Below are 17,924 nucleotides of genomic sequence, written 5' to 3'. Positions count from 1 at the left end.
GCGTCTGCCGACGGGTGTGGACTCCGTCGCTGCTCAGGCTCGCGGCCGGGACGTGACGACGAAGACGGAGTCGGTGCGCCAGTCGGCCACCGCGGCAGCCGCGACGCTCGGGCCGAGACGCCGGGTCCGGGTGCCCCCGAGCACCCGTTCGAGGTTGGATCGCAGGGCCGGTGGGTCGGCGCTCCTCGTCGTCCCGACCGAAGGGGCAGCGCTCACGTCGAGCTCCTCCTGCTCGAGCGAGCGCGGGTCGAACTCGAGGGTGCTCGTGACGACCATGAGCTGGTCGCGCAACGACACGGTCCCGGCCTCCCACAGCGCGTCGTCGACCTGGCCGACGAGGTCGACGCTCGTCGCCTCGCCGGGTCCCAGCGCGACCGAACCCGCAGGGAACGCGTCGGTGAAGATGCCGTAGGTCTCGGTGAGGTCGAGCAGGGCGGCCCAGAGGGGGGTGGACGAGGCGTTCTCGAGACGGACGGTGAACCGCGGAGGGTCCGTGCCGGCATACGCGATCGGGAGGGTGCCCCCGGCGCCCACGGGGCCCGCGCCCGCGTCGACCTCGACCCGGACGGCACCGTCGGGCAGGTGGGTGGCGGGGTTGGTCAGGGCGGACAGGCGCAGCCAGCGCGCCACGCGCTCGAGGGCGAGGATGGTGCGCTCCTCGCGCCCCTCGCCCGCGACGACGGGCACGAGAGGGCGCGTGACTCCCGGGCGGGTGATGACGAAGCCGTCCGGGGTGGCCTCGACGAGGAGGTCCGCGCCGGCCGGTTCGTCACCCTCGACGAGGTCGACGAGCGTCTCGTCGGCGTTGTCGGCGGCCGTGCGCAGGGCGGCCGTGCCGGTGGCGTCGCCGACGACGCCCACGAGCAGCGGCTTGAGCGGGATGGACGTGACGACGGCGCGGTAGACGTACGCCTCGTCGAGCGGGGGGGTCAGGCGGACCAGACTGCGGTCGGGCAGGACCTTCGTGACGAGCGCCGTCGCGAGCGGGGACCCCGACGTCTCGCCCGTCAAGGGGTAGACGGCCAGCTCGGTCGTGTCGTCACCGATGGGCTCGGGCACGCCGTGCACGGCGCCCGAGTCGATGGACCAGCCGTCCGGCAGCCGGCTCAGGGTGAGGGGGCGCGGGGTGGCCGGGATCGCGCCCCCGAGGAACGGCCGGTCGAGCTCGGTCGCATCCGCGGTCTCGACCTGCGGGTGCTGGTCGGCGACCCGGCTCGTCACGTCGGCCGTCACCATCCGCAGCACGTCCCGGTAGGTGGGCCGTCCGTCGCTGCCGGCCAGAGCGGCCTCGAGCGCCGCCGACAGGGCGCCGCGCTGGCGGCCCAGGACGGTGACCTCCTTCGCCTTCTCCGACGACCGGCACGCGGCGAGCAGGACGTGTCGCCCTGCCGGGGTCCACCGTGCGCTGCGGGTGGTGCCGGTCGTCGTGCCCTCCAGCCCGACGAACGTCGACGCGGGTCGGGGGCGCAGGTCCGGAGGCGCGAGCCGCACCACCTCGTCGGCGTCACGCGTGCCGTCACCCGAGTGGCAGCAGTCGAGCACGACGAGTGTGTGGCAACCCGACGCCGAGATCGTGTCGAGCAGGCCCGCCAGCTCCTTGTCGGCGAGGTCCCAGCTGCCGGGGGATCGGCTGTCGACGCACACGAGGGTCTCGTTGCGGTGGTCCGGCTCGACCGACCAGAGCTCCTCGGGCGTGCTCTGCTGCGAGCCGTGCCCGCTGTAGTAGAAGAGCGCGACGTCCTGGGCGCCGGCCCGGCCGAGGTGCTCGGTGAGGTGGCTCGTCACGGCGGTCCGCGTGGCCTGGGCATCGGTGAGCACGACGAGGTCGAGCGCGTCCTCGCCGACGCGGCCACGGAGGACCTCGGCGAACTCCGTGACGTCGTTGACGCAGCCCGACAGCGGCGGGATCGGCGTCGGGTAGGCGTCGATCCCGACGAGGAGGGCGACGAGGCGTCCGGCCATGTCAGGAGGCCTCGTCGGCGAGGGTGATGGTCTGCCAGCCGTGCGGGAAGCCCTGCGTCTCCGCGGTGCGGGCGGCGTTCGTGCTCTTCATGGTGCGCAGTCTCCACGCGGCCGGGGAGCTCGTCGCATCGCTGAGGTTGACGTTCATCGAGAAGACCGTGCCGCGGGCGGGTGCCTTCTTCAGCTGCAGGGACGACCACGGCACCCGGGCCTCGAGGTCGTAGCCGGTCAGGTTGTCGGCGCGTCCGACGGTGATCTCCGGGTGGCGCGTGCCCGTGGTGAAGGTGCCGCGCCCGGCCGGGTTGATCGAGGCGACGCCGGAGGTGGGGGCGTCGCGTGACAGCCCCACCATGACGTGGACGTCCTGCCCGCGCCGGGTCGTGGCCGCCGGGGCGAGGCTCCGCGCGTCCGGGCCGAACTCGAAGGAGAAGCCGTCCCCGTTGAACCAGGCTGCGGGGGTGGCGAGGTTGACGCTGCGCACGTCCGGGTCGACGACGTGCACCCGCAGGTAGAGCGCACTGCTGTCCCAGACGACCTGCCAGTCGCCCCCGAACTCGCGCTGCGGCGTACCCTGCTGGGCGATGACGTGGGGGATCGAGTGCGAGGGCACGCCGTCCCAGTCGGCGAAGTCCCCGTCGATGGCCGGAGTCGTCGTGGCGCAGCCTGCGACGAACGTCGTCGCCGCGCTGCTCGCGGCCGCGGCCGCCGGCCCGCAGGCGCTCGCGACGTCCGCCGTGGCCCCCTTGAACCACCTCGGCACCTGGGTCATGCCGAGCCAGAAGAGCCCGAAGAGGACGACGAGCCCGATGAGGCTGCGCACGAAGCCGTTGCCCTTGCGGCGCGGGTGCGGGTCGGGCGGCGGGGGCGGGGGAGTGCGGTCGCGCCGGGTGTCCGGCTCGGGCTCGGGGTGTGCTTCCTGTCGGGTCTCCGGTCGGGTCTCCAGCCGGGCCTCCGGCTGGGCCTCGGGCTGGGGGAGCGGCTGGGTGAGCGTCAGCTCGGGCCGTGACCTCGGCGTCGGGCCGTCGTCGCTGGGCGCCGCCTCCGGCCGCACGCGTTCGAGGAGCTGGGTGACGTCCTGGTAGTCGGGGTGCTCGGCCGCGATCTGCTCGAGCATCGGCAGCGCCGTCGCCGGCGCCCGGGCCAGCAGGGCGCCCTTCGCGGCGTCGTAGAGGGACTCGAGCCGGCTCTCGGGCCGCTCGGCCTCGGCGGTCGAGCTCGCGGTGAACGAGAACGGCTGGTCGGCGCCCGACCGCAGCAGCACCGCGGTGCCCCACTCCGAGGCCTCGTCGGAGACGGCCATCGCCTTGCGCACCTCGCAGATTGCGGCGTCGATGCCGAGCCCGCGGGTCAGGAAGTAGTAGAACTCGTGGCTGAAGACGAGCGCCGCCCGGTCGGAGATCTCCGTCTGCATGGCGACGACCGCGGGCAGCCCCTGGCGCACGAGGGCCTGCCCGACCCCCGAGAAGGCGTCGCGCCCTGACGTCCGCGCACCCTCGCACGCGTTGAGCACGGCGAGCTGCATCGTTCGGGCGTCGTGCAGCAGTGTCCCGAGCCGCTCGCCCGAGACCCGGTGCGCCGTGCCGTCGTCGCGCTCGAGGACGAGGACCCCCTCCTGCGCCTGCTGGTCGAAGCCGCCGTGGCCGATGAAGTGGAAGACGTGGAAGTCGTCGAGCAGGGCCCGTTGCAGCGCCGTGAGGGTCGCGTCCTCGAGGACCGTGACCGTGAGCCGGCCGCTCGCGACGAGGTCGCCGGTCGTCGCCGTGAGCAGCTGCCGCTCGCGGTCGACGGCGAGCTCTGGCATGTCGCTCGGGCTCGAGATCATGACGAGGACGCGCAGCGGCGCGTCGACGTGGACGACCGGGGGCCGCTCGAGCGAGTCGAGCAGCCGCACGATCGGGGTCTCCTGCGAGAGCGTGAGGAAGCGGCCGAGCCTCGAGTCGTAGAGGTACTCCCACGGAACCGGGTCGAGGTCGGGCACGGCGTCGAGCCGCAGCCGCAGCCGCAGGTCCTTGCCCTGGCCGGTGGCCGTGGTGAGGCTCTCGCGGAAGGCCCGTCCGACGTCGCCCGACAGCAGCGCGTCGCCGAGCCGGCGGCCGTACTCCTTGACGTCGACGACCCGCGCCTCGGCCGGCACGAGCCGCCTCGAGGACACGCGCGGCGGTCCCACGGCGATCATGAACTGGGCGAGGTCCGTCGCCGCGAAGGGGAGCGTGAAGGGAGCCGACGCCTCGCCCGCGGGCGAGGCGAGGACGTGAGCGGCATACCCCTGGCCCTCACGGGTGACTGCGACGTCGAAGTCGAGATAGTCACGGCTCATGGCGATCCTCTGTTCGCGGGAGCGCGCCTGCACTCGACAGTACGCCGGGGGCGTGCTCCTGATACGCCGTTTCGACCGGGACGCGCCGCTTCGGTAGAATCGTCGCTGAGCGCGCGAGCCGCGCTCGCGGACGAGGGAGCCGTACCCGCACTGCGACAAGACGGCCAGATCGGAACGCCGTGCACTGGCTCGTCCTCATCCTCTCCGGCGCGCTTGAGGCCGTCTGGGCCACCGCGCTCGCCGCGTCCGACGGTTTCCGCCGTCCGCGACCGACCCTCCTCTTCGGCGTCTCGCTCGTGCTGAGCATGGTCGGCCTCGCGTGGGCGATGACCGCCCTCCCCACCGGCACGGCGTATGCCGTGTGGGTCGGGATCGGCGCCGTCGGGACCGTCCTGCTCGCGGTCGCCCGTGGGCAGGAGCGCCTCGGCGCCGCCCGCGCCGCCCTGCTGCTCGTGCTCGTGACCTGCGTCGCCGGGCTCAAGGCGGTGGCGTGATGCCGTGGGTCGTCCTGCTCGCGAGCGCCGTGCTCGAAGCGGTGTGGGCCTCGGCCCTCGCCGCGTCCGAGGGGCTGTCGCGCCCCGTCCCCGCCGCGGTCTTCCTCGTCGCCGGCGCACTCAGCATGGTCGGGCTCGCCCACGCCGTGCGCACCATCCCCATCGGGACGGCGTATGCCGTGTGGACCGGTCTCGGGGCCGCGCTGACCGTGACGTGGGCCATGACGACCGGCGGCGAGGCGTTGTCCGTCGTCAAGGTCGTCCTGCTCACGGGGATCGTCGCTGCCGTCGTGGGCCTCAAGGTCGTCGGGCACGAGCCGGCGAGGACCTCCGTCGCGGACGACCCTCCCGCGGGCTGAGACGCGACGCACGGCTCGCCCGGACATGGGGCGTTTCGGGAGTCGATGTCGCCCCCACTCCCGGTTCGAGGCGGCATCGCCGCGAGCCGGAAGGCCGTGGGCGCTAGGGTCGCGGCCATGGGTACCTGGTGGCTCGAGGCCGTCGGCTGGATCGGATCGGCGATCCTCGTGTGGTCGCTGCTGCAGACGCAGCTGCGGCGGCTCCGGATCATCAACCTCGTCGGCTGCGTCGTCCTCATCGTCTACAACTCGCTCAACCACGTCTGGCCGATGGTCGGGCTCAACGTCGTGCTCGCCGGCATCAACGTCTACTACCTCGCGCAGATGTCCCGTGAGAAGCACGACGCGCGCGTCTACGAGGTGCTCGAGGTCGCCGGCGACGACACGTACCTCCGGCACGTGCTGCGCGTCCACGAGGGCGACATCCGCCGCTACAACCCGCAGTTCGTCCACGACCCGTTCGCCGGCGACCCGTCCTACCTCGTGCTCCGGGGCGACGAGGCCGTCGGCGTCGTCCTCATGCGCGACGCGGGCAAGGACACCGCCCAGCTGCTGCTCGACTGGGTGACCCCGCGCCACCGCGACGTGATGCCGGGCGAGTTCGTCTTCGGTCCGGAGGGGCCGTTCCGCCGGCGTGGGTTCCGACGGGTGCTGACGCCGCCCGGCATGGTGGAGCCCTACTACGAGAGCCTCGGCTTCCACCGCGACGGCGACGCCTACGTGCTGTGACCGCCCGCGGACCGCGGCTGCCACGGGTGCTGTCGTGACGTCCGGCACGCTTCCCGGTCGGCCGCCTGCGGTCGGCCTAGGCTGGAGTCAGGAGCCGCGCAGAGCTCCTGCGCGGCGGCCCGCGAAGGAGCGGTGACCACCATGACCGCGAACCAGCTTCCGGTCGAACCCCACCACGACGTGCCCGACCCGACGGTCGACCGCGCCGTCATCGAGGTGGATCTGCGCGGCAGAGCACTCGGCAGTCTCAAGAAGAAGGCCGACTTCCGCGTCCACCTGCTCATCTACGTGCTCGTCAACGGGATGCTCGTCCTGATCTGGGCCATGACGGGAGCGGGCTTCTTCTGGCCCGTCTTCCCCATCGCCGGCTGGGGCATCGGCGTCGTGGCCAACGCCGTGGATGCCTACGCGGTCGATGAGCCGACCGAGGATCAGATCGAGGACGAGATGGAGCGCCTGAGGCGACGGTGACGGCCGGCCGCGGCAGGGCCCCGGGTCAGGGACGCGGTGACACGGGCTGCGGCGCCGGTGCGGTCGGCGCGCCATCGCTCGGGGCCTGCCCGCCGGCCCGGGGAGCGAGGTCGGCGTGCGTGGGTTCGGCACAACCCGCCAGCGTGATGCAGCCGCCGAGCGTGGCGACGAAGGCCGCTGCCGCCAGCGGACCACGCCCGGGCACGACCTGGTCGCCGAGCAGGAGCGCCCCCACCAGGGCGGGGACGACCGTCTCGGTGGCGAAGGTCAGGGCCGCGACCGTCGTCACCCGGCCTCGGGCCAGGGCCAGGCCGTAGGCGACGGTGGCCAGGACGGCGTGCGCGACGAGGGCCCACGCGACGCCGTCCGTCGCGAGCTGCCAGAACGGTGACGGGATCTCGAGCAGTCGGGCGGCCACCCCGACCCCTCCGAAGCCCAGGCCGGCGGCGACACTGAGCACGACGGCGCCGCGGCGACGGTCATGGTCGATCGTCCCGACCACCAGCAGCAGCGCGACGGCCGCCGCTGCGGCGAGCAGCCACCAGGTCGCTCCCGGCCCTGGCCGCACCGCCGGTCCGGCCGCTGCGGTCAGGGCGATGCCGGTCAGTCCGGCGACGACGACCATGAGGGCGACGACCTCGGCCGTCCCGAGCCGGACCCCGAGCAGGACGACCGACAGGACCGCGGTGACAGCGACCGACGAGGCCACCGCTGACTCGACGAGGAAGAGCGGCAGCGTGCGCAACGCAGCCACGGACGCGAGGAAACCGAGCGCGTCGAGGGCGAGCCCCACGGCATACGGCCATCCCGTCCGCGCCCGGTCGCGCAGCGCGGTGCCGGGCGGCAGTGCCGCGACACGGCGTACGCCCACGGCCTGGAGCACGGTCGCTGCGCCGTAGGCGAGCGCCGCGAGCAGCGCACCGAGAAGTCCGAGCGTCACGCGGCCATGGTCGCAACCGCGGCTGGGAGGTGGCTGCGGGTCAGAGCACCCGCTGGCACTTGCTCATGAAGCGGTCCGGGTCGACGACCGCCCGGTGGAACTCACCCTTGGCGATCTCCTCGCCGTCGGAGTCCTTGACGGTCACGTGGCACACGAGGCGACGTCCGTCGTTGATCGGCTCGGCGCACAGGACCGTGATCTCGGAGCCGACCGCGCTGCCCTTGACGTGCTCGAGCTTGACCATCGTGCCGACCGTCGTGTGGTCGGTGTCGATGTTCGGCTTGCAGACCTGGAAGGCGGCGCTCTCGCACCACGTGATCAGACGCGGTGTCGCGAGGACCTCGAGGTCACCGCTGCCGACCTGCGCGGCCGTGTCATCGGCGGTGACGGTGTGCTTGAACTTGCGCATGGGCATTGGACGAGTCTGGCAGAGAACTGGGCGTACGCCGATTCGTCTCGACAGGTGGGTGGGCGCCTGCCGCGTGTCTGCACGGCCAACCTGAGCCGCGGCTGGGAATCTGGGCTCGTGACCACCCATCTGTGGGTTATCAGCGTGGCGCTCGGGGTGACGGCGCTCATCAACTGGGGCTCCGTCCTGCGCGGCGACCGCGTCGTCGAACGGATCACCAAGCCCCTCGTCGTGCTGCTCCTCATGGGGCTCGCCTGGTCGCTGTACTGGGAGGGCCGGGTGCCGGGCTCACCATCCCTGCTGCCCGTCCTCGTGGCGCTCGCCTTCTGCCTCGTCGGCGACGTCGCGCTGCTGCACGCCACCGAGACGCGCTTCCTCGTCGGGCTCGGCGCCTTCCTCGTCGGCCACGTCGCCTACGTCTGGGCGATCCTCGAGACCGCGGGGGTCGACGGCTTCCCGTGGCCGCTGCTCGTCGCCGTCCCCGCCCTGGTGCTGCTGTACGCGAGGGTCGGGCGGGACATCGTGCGTCACTCGGGGCCGCAGAAGGGGCCGGTGTTCGTCTACCAGCTGGTGCTGTTCGCCCTCGTGCTCACCGCCGCCTGGAAGGGCGACTGGCTGCTGCTGCTCGGGTGCGCGGTCTTCGTGGCCTCCGACACCGTGCTGGGGCACGACCGCTTCGTCCACGAGCGCCGCTGGGCTCCGCTCACGGTCATCGTGACCTACCACGTGGCCCAGACCCTCATCGTCGTCGCCCTCTTCCGCTGAGCCGCGGTGGGGACCCGGTCCTCAGGGGTTCGCGTACCCCAGCATCCACGTGTAGATGTCGTCACCCCGGCTCCCGCTGTACGCCTGGTCCCAACCGTCGTGGTACAGGTCGGGGTAGACGGTGAGCCGAGCTGCTTGCGGGTCGACTCCCGGGCACGCCTGCACGTTCTCCATCGTCACGGTGCTGCCGAGCGGGTTGACGAGATCGTCCAGGCCCCCGTGGAAGGCCCAGAGCGGGACGTCGCCGAGGGCGCACCCGACGGAGGCCCACGCGTACCTGCCGTCCGCCGCGATCGGCACGGCCGCTGCGACCTGGCTGTCGCCGTATGCGGCGAGGTACTCCCACGCACCGAAGCCGCCGCAGGAGAGTCCGGTGAGGTAGACCCGGCTGGGGTCCACGTTGTAGTGCGCCACGGCATACGCGATGAAGTCGTGGATCTCGGCCGGGGTGGTGCAGGCGGCGGGAGAGGCGTGGCCGCGGTCGTGCTGCAGCTGCATCGCACACGACCCACCCCACGGATCGACACCGTCGCAGGGGGAGAAGTCGAACCCGGGCGGGTCCTCCACGTGCTGGGTCGAGAGCACCACGAGGGGTCGGTCGGTGGGCCATCCGCCGACGTCGATGAACCTCGGGACGCCGGTGAAGAGCAGGTTGCTCAGCTGTTCGGCGGAGCCGTCGCCGTTCTCGCCATAGCCGTTGGTGACGACGAGCAGCGGGCTGCCGTCACCGTCGGGGGAGTACGACGGCGGGAGGTACTCGAAGTAGCCCATTGCGGCGTCGGTCGAGCCGAGGGGGCGTGCCGTCTGGTGGTCCGCGGAGGCGGTGCCGAGCAGCGGCGCCACGACCTTGCACGTGTCCTGGTCGAAGAGTGGGTGCGGCCCCGACACGGTGAGCTCGAAGCCGACCTCCTCGCCGGTCGCGACGTCGACGGTGGCCTCGAACCGCAGCACCCCGCTGTCACGGCTGACGACCTTTCCCGACGAGTCACGGATGGTGAACGGCTGGCCGGCCTGCAGGAAGGTGAACGTCCACGTCGACGCGCCCACGCGCCGCGCCGGCACGTTCTTGGAGACGCCGCTGCCGGTGGCGGTGACGGACGCGCCGGCCTCGTTCGTGTACGTCTCCGAGAAGACGTACTGGTCCATGAACAGGAGCTCGCCCTCGAGCCGCGGGTCCTGACGGAGCGTGAACACGTGGGTCAGCACCCCGCTCACCTCGAGGGGGTAGCCGCAGCCCCAGTTCACGAAGTCGTAGGGCTGGCGAACGGTCTGTTCACGCTCAACCGGAGCACCTGTTGCCGGAGCGCCGCTTGCCGGGGCCCCGGCAACGAGGAGACCGACGGCGACGGCGCCGCACACCGCGACGACCCTCACCCACCATGATCGAGCTCGCTTGAACATGCGCACCTCCCGCGTGCAGGTCCCCGAGAGTCACCGTCCATCCTGTCCCTCCCCGAGGCGCTTCGGGTGGCTTTGCGAATGGTCGCCGCCGGGCCTGTCCCGTTTTCGGGCGGCCGCGAGCGCTGTGGGCTCTGCGCTAACCTTGGGCGCATGGCTGGCCTGCTGCTCCTTCCGCAGCCGCGTTGACGAAGGTCGGGACTCCCGACATCAACGCGGCTCCCCTCCTGTGCGAGGGGTTTTCTTTTGCCCAGACCCGAGCAGCGACGAAAGAGAAGACATGAGCGAGCAGAGCAACGACACCCCGTTCCGCTACACCGCGGCGATGGCGCAGCAGATCGAGACCTCCTGGCAGGACCGCTGGGAGGAGGAGGGCACGTTCAATGCGCCCAACCCCGCCGGGCCCTGGGCCGAGCCCGAGAAGGTCGCGGCGCGCGGCGAGAAGCTCATCGTCCTCGACATGTTCCCCTACCCCTCGGGCGTGGGCCTGCACGTCGGGCACCCCCTCGGCTACATCGCGACCGACGTCTACAGCCGCTTCCACCGGATGCTCGGCAAGAACGTCCTGCACGCCCTCGGCTACGACGCGTTCGGCCTGCCCGCGGAGCAGTACGCCGTCCAGACCGGGCAGCACCCTCGGAAGACCACCGAGGAGAACATGACGAACATGAAGCGCCAGCTGCGCCGCCTCGGGCTGGGCTTCGACAACCGCCGCACCTTCGCGACGATCGACGACGAGTACTACCGCTGGACGCAGTGGATCTTCCTGCAGATCTGGGACGCGTGGTACGACGTCGACGCCGTGCGCGAGGACGGCGGCCGCGGGAAGGCCCGCCCCATCAGCGAGCTCGTCGAGGAGTTCGAGTCCGGCCGTCGCGCCGTCGTCGACGCCGAGGGCCGCGGCTGGGGCGACCTGTCCGCGACCGAGCGCGCGAGGGTCCTCGAGGGCCACCGCCTCGCCTACACCTCCGAGGCGCCCGTCAACTGGTGCCCCGGACTCGGCACGGTGCTCTCCAACGAGGAGGTCACCAACGAGGGTCGCTCCGAGCGGGGCAACTACCCCGTCTTCCGTCGCAACCTCAGCCAGTGGAAGATGCGGATCACGGCCTACGCGGACCGCCTGGCCGACGACCTCGACGGTGTCGACTGGCCCGAGAAGGTCAAGCTCATGCAGCGCAACTGGATCGGTCGGTCCAAGGGCGCCCGCGTCACCTTCCCCGTCGTCACCGGCACCGGTGAGGACGACGGCCTCGACGTCTTCACGACGCGCCCCGACACGATCTTCGGCGCGACCTTCATGGTCATCGCGCCCGAGCACCCGCTCGTCGACGCGCTCGTCCCGGCCGGTGCGTGGCCCGAGGGCACCAAGGACGTCTGGAAGGGGGCGGACGCCGACGCGACCGCGACCCCCAAGGAGGCCGTGACGGCATACCAGCTCGCGGCGTCGCGCAAGGGTGACGTCGAGCGACAGACGGAGGGCAAGGACAAGACCGGTGTGTTCACCGGCTCGTGGGCCACGAATCCGTTGACGGGAGAGCGCATCCCGGTCTTCGTCGCCGACTACGTCCTGATGGGCTACGGCACGGGTGCCATCATGGCCGTGCCCGGCCAGGACACCCGCGACTGGGAGTTCGCCGAGAGGTTCGACATCCCGATCATCCGCACGGTCCAGCCCACGGAGGGCCACCCGGACGACGAGCCGTTCCTCGGCGACGGGGTCGCCATCAACTCCGCCAACGACCGCGTCTCGCTCGACGGCCTGCACGTCGCCGAGGCCAAGGCGCGCATCATCGAGCTCCTCGAGGCCGAGGGGCTCGGCGAGGGCACCATCAGCTACCGCATCCGCGACTGGCTCTTCAGCCGCCAGCGCTACTGGGGCGAGCCGTTCCCCATCATGTTCGACGAGGACGGGGTGGCGTATGCCGTCCCGGACGACGAGCTGCCCCTGACCCTCCCGGACGTGCCGGACTACAGCCCCAAGACGTTCGACCCGGACGACTCCCAGAGCAGCCCCGAGCCGCCGCTGTCCCGCGTGCCCGAGTGGGTCGAGGTGGAGCAGGACCTCGGCGACGGCCGCGGCCTGCGGAAGTTCCGCCGCGAGACGAACACCATGCCCAACTGGGCGGGCTCGTGCTGGTACTACCTGCGCTACCTCGACCCGGCCAACCACGACGCGTTCGTCGACCCGGCCAACGAGGCGTACTGGCTGGGCCGCCACGACACGCCGGTCGCGGGCGCCCCGGCGGGCACGCGCGACCCGGGCGGCGTCGACCTCTACGTCGGCGGCGTCGAGCACGCGGTGCTGCACCTGCTCTACGCCCGCTTCTGGCACAAGGCACTCTTCGACCTCGGCCACGTGCGCAGCGAGGAGCCGTTCCGGAAGTACTTCTCGCAGGGCTACATCCAGGCCTACGCCTTCACCGACAGCCGCGGTCAGTACGTCACGGCGTCGGAGGTCGAGGAGCACCCGGGCAGCCACGGCGCCGAGCCGACCTTCACGTGGCAGGGGCAGCCCGTCAACCGGGAGTACGGCAAGATCGGCAAGTCGCTGAAGAACTCCGTGAGTCCCGACGAGATGTACGACGCGTACGGCGCCGACACCTTCCGCGTCTACGAGATGTCGATGGGCCCGCTCGAGCTCTCCAAGCCGTGGGAGATCCGTGCGGTCGTCGGCAGCCAGCGCTTCCTGCAGCGGCTGTGGCGCAACGTGATCGACGAGTCGACCGGTCAGGTGCGGGTCGTCGACGCCCCCCTCGAGCAGGCGCTGACGACGCAGCTGCACCAGACGATCGCCGGCGTCCGGGACGACTTCGAGGCCCTGCGCTTCAACACGGCGATCGCCAAGCTCATCGAGCTCAACAACGCCGTGACGAAGCTCGACGCACCCCCGCGCGAGGTCGTCGAGGCGATGGTGCTCATGCTCGCCCCCGTCGCGCCGCACATCGCGGAGGAGATGTGGCAGCGGCTCGGTCACGAGGGAGGGGTGGCCTACGCCGCCTTCCCCCTCAGCGACCCCGCGAAGATCGTGGAGGAGCAGGTCACCTGCGTCATCCAGATCAAGGGCAAGGTGCGCGACCGCGTCGACGTCAGCCCTGACATCTCCGAGGACGACCTCCGCGAGCTGGTGCTCGGTCGTGACAAGGTGAGGGCGGCGACCGAGGGCGGCATCCGCACCGTCATCGTGAGGGCGCCGAAGCTCGTCAACGTCGTCCCGATGTGACCGGCTGCTGACCGACGACGGAAGGAGAGGGACGTGACCACGAGGATCGTCACCGACTCGACGGCCTACCTCCCGGGAGAGGTCGTCGAGCGGCACGGGATCGAGGTCGTCCCGCTCCACGTCGTCGTCGGGGGCCGGGACCACGTCGAGGGCCAGGACATCTCGGCCGAGCAGGTCGCGGCCGCCCTGCGCGAGTACACGATCGTGACCACCTCGCGCCCCACCCCTCAGGTCTTCGCCGAGACCTACCAGCGCCTGGCCGACGAGGGCGCCACGGCGATCGTGTCGATCCACCTGTCGGCGCAGATGTCCGGCACCGTCGAGGCGGCCCGCCTGGCGGCGGCCGAGGCCCCGGTCCCGGTGGAGGTCGTCGACAGCGAGACCATCGGGATGGCCATGGGGTTCGCCGTCGTCACCGCCGCCGAGTCGGCCGCCGGCGGCGCCGACGTGCAGGCGGTGCTCGACGCCGTGCACTCGCGGCTCGGCCCCTCCGGCGTCCTCTTCTACGTCGACACCCTCGAGCACCTGCGGCGGGGCGGCCGCATCGGGGCGGCCTCGGCGCTGCTCGGGTCGGCGCTCGCCATCAAGCCCATCCTCGCCGTCCGAGGCGGTCGCATCGTGCCGGTCGAGAAGGTGCGCACGTCGGCGCGCGCCGTGGCCCGCATCGAGGCGATGGTCGTCGAGCAGGTCGAGAAGGGCGGTCACGTCGTCGACATCGCCGTGCACCACCTCGACGCGCCGGCGCGGGCGGAGCAGATCGCGGCCGAGCTGCGGTCCCTCGTCCCTGGCTCCCCGAGGGTCTTCGTCGTCGAGCTCGGGGCCGTCGTCGGTGCCCACGTCGGGCCCGGCACCGTCGCCATCGCGGTGTCACCGCACCCCTGCGAGCCGTTGCCCGAGACCACGGCGCCCGGCGAGGTCTCCGGGTCGTGAGCGCCGGCACGCTGCTCGCCTGGGCAGGAGGGGTGGTCGCCGCCTTCCTCGTCGGCTCGCTCAACCCGGCCACCATGATCGCCCGCCTCCTCGGCAAGGACCTCGCCTCCTCCGGATCGGGCAACCCCGGCGCGACGAACGCCGGCCGCGTGCTCGGACGCAAGTGGGGCGTCGTCGTCGGCGTCCTCGACGTCCTCAAGGGACTCGTCCCCACGGTCGTCGCGGGTCACCTCTTCGGGGCGCACGCGGCATACGCCGTCGGCATCGCCGCGGTGCTCGGTCACATCTGGTCGCCCTTCCTCAAGGGGCGCGGCGGCAAGGGGGTGGCGACGACGCTCGGCGCCATCCTCGGGGTGCACCCGTGGGTGGCCCTGGTCGTCGTCGTGGTCTTCGGCGTCGCCGTCGCCCTCACCCGGTGGGTCGCGGCCGGCTCGATTTTCGGCGCGCTCGCGATGCTCGTCATCGCGGTCCTCATCTGGACCGGTCACGCGCCCGGTGATGCGTGGACTGGCCTGTGGCTCATGGCGATCGGGCTGCTCGTCCTCGCCCGTCACAAGAACAACGTCGTCGGCTGGTGGCGCCAGCGGCACCTGCCCTGAGCGGCTTGTCCCACTTCGACCGCTGCGTCCCACGAGTCTGTCGCGAGTCTGGCCTGAACGGCGTACCGCGCCCACTCGACGGGTCTACGTTCGAAGACGTCCACTCGGGGGTCACCATGGCGACCCCCGAAGGGTCGTCGGGCTAGGAGCTGAGATGACCAGGATGATGCGTCATGCACGGCTGTGGGTGGCAGCAGGGATCGCAGGGACCCTGTTGGTCGGGGGACAGGCAGCAGCCGCTCCAGGGGGAAACGGATGGAACTCGGCCGGCGGGGACCGGCAGAACACGCGGTACGCCGCGAGCGAGACGAAGATCTCACCGGCGACGGTGGCCGGGCTCACCAAGAAGTGGGAGGTCACGACGGGCGGCGACGTCTCGGCCACGCCGGCTGTCGACGGCCAGCAGGTGTACGTCCCTGACTGGATGGGCAACCTCTACGCCGTCAACCGGACGACGGGCGCCATCGTGTGGCAGAAGAAGGTCTCCGACCTGACCGGGGTCCCGGGAGACCTGGCGCGCGCGACGCCCGCCTTCAGCGACACCGCGCTCGTGATCGGTGACCAGGGACCGTTCTTCGGTGGTGGCGGCTGGGTCGTCGCGGTCGACAAGGCCACCGGAAACCTTCTGTGGCGTACCCAGATCGAGACACATCCGGCTGCCGTCATCACGCAGTCGGCGACGATCTTCGACGGCGTCGTCTACGTCGGCACGTCCTCGCAGGAGGAGGCTCGAGCGGCGTTCGGCCTCCCGTGCTGCACGTTCCGCGGCAGTGTCGTGGCGCTGGACCTCGCGTCCGGGGCGGTCCTGTGGAAGACCTACATGACCCCGGGCACGAACTACCCCGGCAACGCGGTCTGGGGCAGCTCGCCTGCGGTCGACACCAAGCGCGGGTCGCTGTACGTCGCGACGGGCAACAACTACGACGCGCCTGCCGACGTCCTGCAGTGCATCACGGACCACCCGGGCGATCCGATCGGTCAGCAGGCGTGCCTCCCGGCTGACGACTACTTCGATGCGATCGTCTCGCTCGACCTGCGTACCGGTGCGGTGAAGTGGGCCACCAGGGCCATGCCGTTCGACACGTGGACGGTGGCCTGCATCTTCGGGCTGCCGAGCTGCCCATCGCCCGCGGGCCCGGACTTCGACTTCGGGCAGGCCCCGGCGCTCTACTCGGTCAAGGTCGAGGGCAAGACGCGTGACCTCCTCGGCGCCGGCCAGAAGAGCGGCACCTACTGGGCGCTCGACCCGAGCACGGGCGGCGTCGTGTGGAAGACCGAGACCGGTCCCGGCGGCACGGCGGGCGGGCTCCAGTGGGGCTCGGCGGTCGACGGCAAGCGCGTCTACACCGCCAACGCCAACAGCAACCTCGTGCCCTACCTGGGCTCGACTGACGGCATCTGGTCGGCCCTCGACGCGACGACCGGCAGGATCATCTGGCAGACCCGTCCGACGTACGGTGGCGGGACCTCCGGCCCGGCCACGACGGCGAACGGCGTCGTGTTCGGGTGCTCCCTCGACGCTCTGGGGCACATGTACGCCCTCAACGCGGCAACCGGCGCGGTCCTCTGGAGCTTCGCGAGCGGCGGCTCGTGCCTCTCCGGTGCGGCCATCTCGAACGGCACCGTCTACTGGGGCTCCGGCTACAGCAACTTCGGCTTCGGCACGCCGAACAACAAGCTGTACGCCTTCGGTCTCTGAGCGCGCAGGCTCGTCCCGCTGTGGTGCCCCCACCACGGCGGGCCGAGCCGCGCCGCAGACCGTTTCCGGGGCAGCCAGCGACTTCGGAGACGGCTCAGGAGTCCTCGGCCACGCCCGTGAGGGCGGCGAGGGCCGCTCGCGTCGTCTCGGCCCGAGGCTCGTCGAGCTCCTCGCGGATCGCGAGGCACGCCTCGAAGCACGCGACAGCCTCGTCGGTGCGCCCTGCGTCGACGAGGAACCGGCCCACGTGGTGCAGCGTGTAGTGCTCGAGGACCCGGTCGCCCGACGTGCGCGCGTGGTCGAGCGCCTCGCGGAAGTGCGCCTCGGCAGCGACGGGCTCGTCCGCGTAGTGCTCGGCGGTCGCGAGCACGAGGAGCGCCCAGCGCAGGGTCTCGCCCCGGCCGGTGTCCCTGGCGACGTCGACCGCCGGACGCGCAAGCGCGATGGCCTCCTGCTCCCGTCCTGCGACGGTGAGTGCCTCGGCGACGTCGACGGCCGCGTCGAGCACCGCTCCGCCGGCACCGTCGTCGGGCGGGGCCTCGACGGCGGAGGCAAGCTCGGTGCGAGCGGCATCGAGGGCGGCATCGTTCTCTTCCGGCGTCCTCGTGAACCGTCCGAAGTGCGGCTCCCCGACGACGAATCTCGACCCACTCATGGCAGCACGCTACCGACCGGGCGGGCCCCGTCCGCGGTCCGGCGCCGCGCGCAGCGGTGGGCGGTCAGCGTGCCCCGCCACACGGCATACGCACGCTGTGGTGAAGGCTCAGAAGACGATGGTGCGACGCCCCGAGAGGAAGACGCGGGACTCGGCGTGGTCGCGGACCGCGCGGGAGAGGACCCGTCGCTCGACGTCGCGCCCGATGGCGACGAGCCGCTCCGGCGACTCGGCGTGGGTGACGCGGACGACGTCCTGCTCGATGATCGGCCCCTCGTCGAGGTCGGCCGTGACGTAGTGCGCCGAGGCCCCGATGAGCTTGACACCGCGGTCGTGCGCCTGGTGGTAGGGCTTGGCGCCCTTGAAGCCCGGCAGGAACGAGTGGTGGATGTTGATGGCCCGGCCCTCGAGGGCGCGGCACAGGTCGTCGCTGAGGATCTGCATGTAGCGGGCGAGGACGACGAGGCCGACATCCTCCGCCTCGACGAGACGGAGCAGCTCGGCCTCGGCGTCGGCCTTGGTGTCCTTCGTGACGGGGACGACCGTGAAGGGCAGGCCGTAGTACTCGACCAGCCCGCGGCAGTCCTCGTGGTTGCTGACGACCCCGACGATGTCGATGGGCAGGTCGCCGGACTTCCAGCGGTAGAGCAGGTCGAGGAGGCAGTGGTCGAACTTGCTGACGAGGATGACCGTGCGGCAGTGCTCGGCGTCGGGCCGGGCCGCGAGGTGGTGGTGCGCGATGGCGGGGCTCTCGCGGATCGCGGCCAGGACCTGCTCGACCTCGTGCGCCTCGGCGTCGAAGACGGTGCGCATGAAGAAGAGGTCGGTGTCCTCGTCGGAGTACTGCTGGTTCTCCACGATGTTCGCGTCGACGGCGAGCAGTGCCGCGGACACCGCGGCGACGATGCCGGGCCGGTCGTCGCAGGTGAGGGTCATGATGTGCCGAGCCATTGGAGCAGTCTGGACCAGCCGGGCGC

The 17,924-nt window shown here is 71.7% G+C and carries 16 protein-coding genes and 1 riboswitch; of the genes, 9 read left to right on the top strand and 7 right to left on the bottom strand.

Annotated features, from left to right (window positions below; translation table 11 throughout):
• Window positions 1-33 precede the first annotated feature (33 nt).
• A complete protein-coding gene (locus tag ASD90_RS17220; protein WP_056759301.1) occupies window positions 34-1,962 on the bottom strand; it encodes a caspase family protein in 1,929 nt (642 codons plus the stop codon).
• A gap of 1 nt (window position 1,963) precedes the next feature.
• On the bottom strand, window positions 1,964-4,279 hold the full coding sequence (locus ASD90_RS17215; RefSeq protein ID WP_056759299.1) for a CHAT domain-containing protein: 2,316 nt from the start codon (window positions 4,277-4,279) through the stop codon (window positions 1,964-1,966).
• Between the two features lie 104 nt (window positions 4,280-4,383).
• Window positions 4,384-4,448, top strand: a riboswitch (guanidine-III (ykkC-III) riboswitch).
• A gap of 10 nt (window positions 4,449-4,458) precedes the next feature.
• Between ASD90_RS17215 and ASD90_RS17210 the strand changes: the two genes are divergently transcribed.
• From ASD90_RS17210 to ASD90_RS17195, 4 genes are all read left to right on the top strand, one after another.
• Entirely contained in the window at window positions 4,459-4,773 is a 315-nt protein-coding gene (locus tag ASD90_RS17210; protein ID WP_056759298.1) for a multidrug efflux SMR transporter, read from the top strand.
• Complete coding sequence (locus tag ASD90_RS17205; RefSeq protein ID WP_056759296.1) at window positions 4,773-5,132, top strand: multidrug efflux SMR transporter; 360 nt, start codon at window positions 4,773-4,775, stop codon at window positions 5,130-5,132. Before ASD90_RS17210 ends, ASD90_RS17205 begins: the two co-directional genes overlap by 1 nt.
• Before the next feature lie 117 nt (window positions 5,133-5,249).
• On the top strand, window positions 5,250-5,861 hold the full coding sequence (locus ASD90_RS17200) for a YgjV family protein (RefSeq protein ID WP_056759295.1): 612 nt from the start codon (window positions 5,250-5,252) through the stop codon (window positions 5,859-5,861).
• 141 nt (window positions 5,862-6,002) lie between these two features.
• Window positions 6,003-6,332: a 2TM domain-containing protein gene (locus tag ASD90_RS17195; protein ID WP_235506737.1), complete on the top strand. Its 330-nt coding sequence runs from the start codon at window positions 6,003-6,005 to the stop codon at window positions 6,330-6,332.
• Between the two features lie 25 nt (window positions 6,333-6,357).
• Here the strand turns inward: ASD90_RS17195 and ASD90_RS17190 are convergent, their stop codons facing one another.
• Window positions 6,358-7,272 carry a hypothetical protein gene (locus ASD90_RS17190; protein ID WP_056759291.1) on the bottom strand — a complete coding sequence of 305 codons (915 nt, stop codon included), beginning with the start codon at window positions 7,270-7,272 and terminating at the stop codon, window positions 6,358-6,360.
• Window positions 7,273-7,312: 40 nt separating this feature from the next.
• A complete protein-coding gene (locus ASD90_RS17185) occupies window positions 7,313-7,687 on the bottom strand; it encodes a thioesterase family protein (protein ID WP_056759289.1) in 375 nt (124 codons plus the stop codon).
• A 111-nt stretch (window positions 7,688-7,798) separates the two neighbouring features.
• On the opposite strand from ASD90_RS17185, the gene ASD90_RS17180 reads away from it, so the two are divergent.
• A complete protein-coding gene (locus ASD90_RS17180; RefSeq protein ID WP_157623219.1) occupies window positions 7,799-8,446 on the top strand; it encodes a lysoplasmalogenase in 648 nt (215 codons plus the stop codon).
• 21 nt (window positions 8,447-8,467) lie between these two features.
• On the opposite strand, the gene ASD90_RS17175 is transcribed toward ASD90_RS17180, so the two are convergent.
• Window positions 8,468-9,652 carry a hypothetical protein gene (locus ASD90_RS17175; protein WP_162260217.1) on the bottom strand — a complete coding sequence of 395 codons (1,185 nt, stop codon included), beginning with the start codon at window positions 9,650-9,652 and terminating at the stop codon, window positions 8,468-8,470.
• Between the two features lie 472 nt (window positions 9,653-10,124).
• On the opposite strand from ASD90_RS17175, the gene leuS reads away from it, so the two are divergent.
• The 4 genes from leuS to ASD90_RS17155 all read left to right on the top strand — a co-directional run bounded on the left by leuS (window position 10,125) and on the right by ASD90_RS17155 (window position 16,292).
• Window positions 10,125-13,064, top strand: a complete 2,940-nt coding sequence (gene leuS, locus ASD90_RS17170) for a leucine--tRNA ligase (protein ID WP_056759281.1) — start codon at window positions 10,125-10,127, stop codon at window positions 13,062-13,064.
• A 33-nt stretch (window positions 13,065-13,097) separates the two neighbouring features.
• On the top strand, window positions 13,098-13,994 hold the full coding sequence (locus tag ASD90_RS17165) for a DegV family protein (RefSeq protein WP_056759279.1): 897 nt from the start codon (window positions 13,098-13,100) through the stop codon (window positions 13,992-13,994).
• Complete coding sequence (plsY, locus tag ASD90_RS17160; RefSeq protein ID WP_056759276.1) at window positions 13,991-14,593, top strand: glycerol-3-phosphate 1-O-acyltransferase PlsY; 603 nt, start codon at window positions 13,991-13,993, stop codon at window positions 14,591-14,593. Before ASD90_RS17165 ends, plsY begins: the two co-directional genes overlap by 4 nt.
• Before the next feature lie 163 nt (window positions 14,594-14,756).
• On the top strand, window positions 14,757-16,292 hold the full coding sequence (locus ASD90_RS17155; protein ID WP_082588818.1) for a PQQ-binding-like beta-propeller repeat protein: 1,536 nt from the start codon (window positions 14,757-14,759) through the stop codon (window positions 16,290-16,292).
• A gap of 94 nt (window positions 16,293-16,386) precedes the next feature.
• Here ASD90_RS17155 and ASD90_RS17150 read toward each other — a convergent pair whose 3' ends face one another.
• Entirely contained in the window at window positions 16,387-16,947 is a 561-nt protein-coding gene (locus tag ASD90_RS17150) for a tetratricopeptide repeat protein (protein ID WP_056759272.1), read from the bottom strand.
• A gap of 108 nt (window positions 16,948-17,055) precedes the next feature.
• Window positions 17,056-17,898 carry a formyltetrahydrofolate deformylase gene (gene purU / locus ASD90_RS17145; RefSeq protein ID WP_056759270.1) on the bottom strand — a complete coding sequence of 281 codons (843 nt, stop codon included), beginning with the start codon at window positions 17,896-17,898 and terminating at the stop codon, window positions 17,056-17,058.
• Between the last annotated feature and the right edge of the window lie 26 nt (window positions 17,899-17,924).

This window comes from Terrabacter sp. Root181 (assembly GCF_001428505.1).
GTDB lineage: Bacteria > Actinomycetota > Actinomycetes > Actinomycetales > Dermatophilaceae > Terrabacter.
The sequence above is the reverse complement of the archived record's forward strand: the minus strand, read 5'-3'. Positions and strand labels throughout refer to the sequence as shown.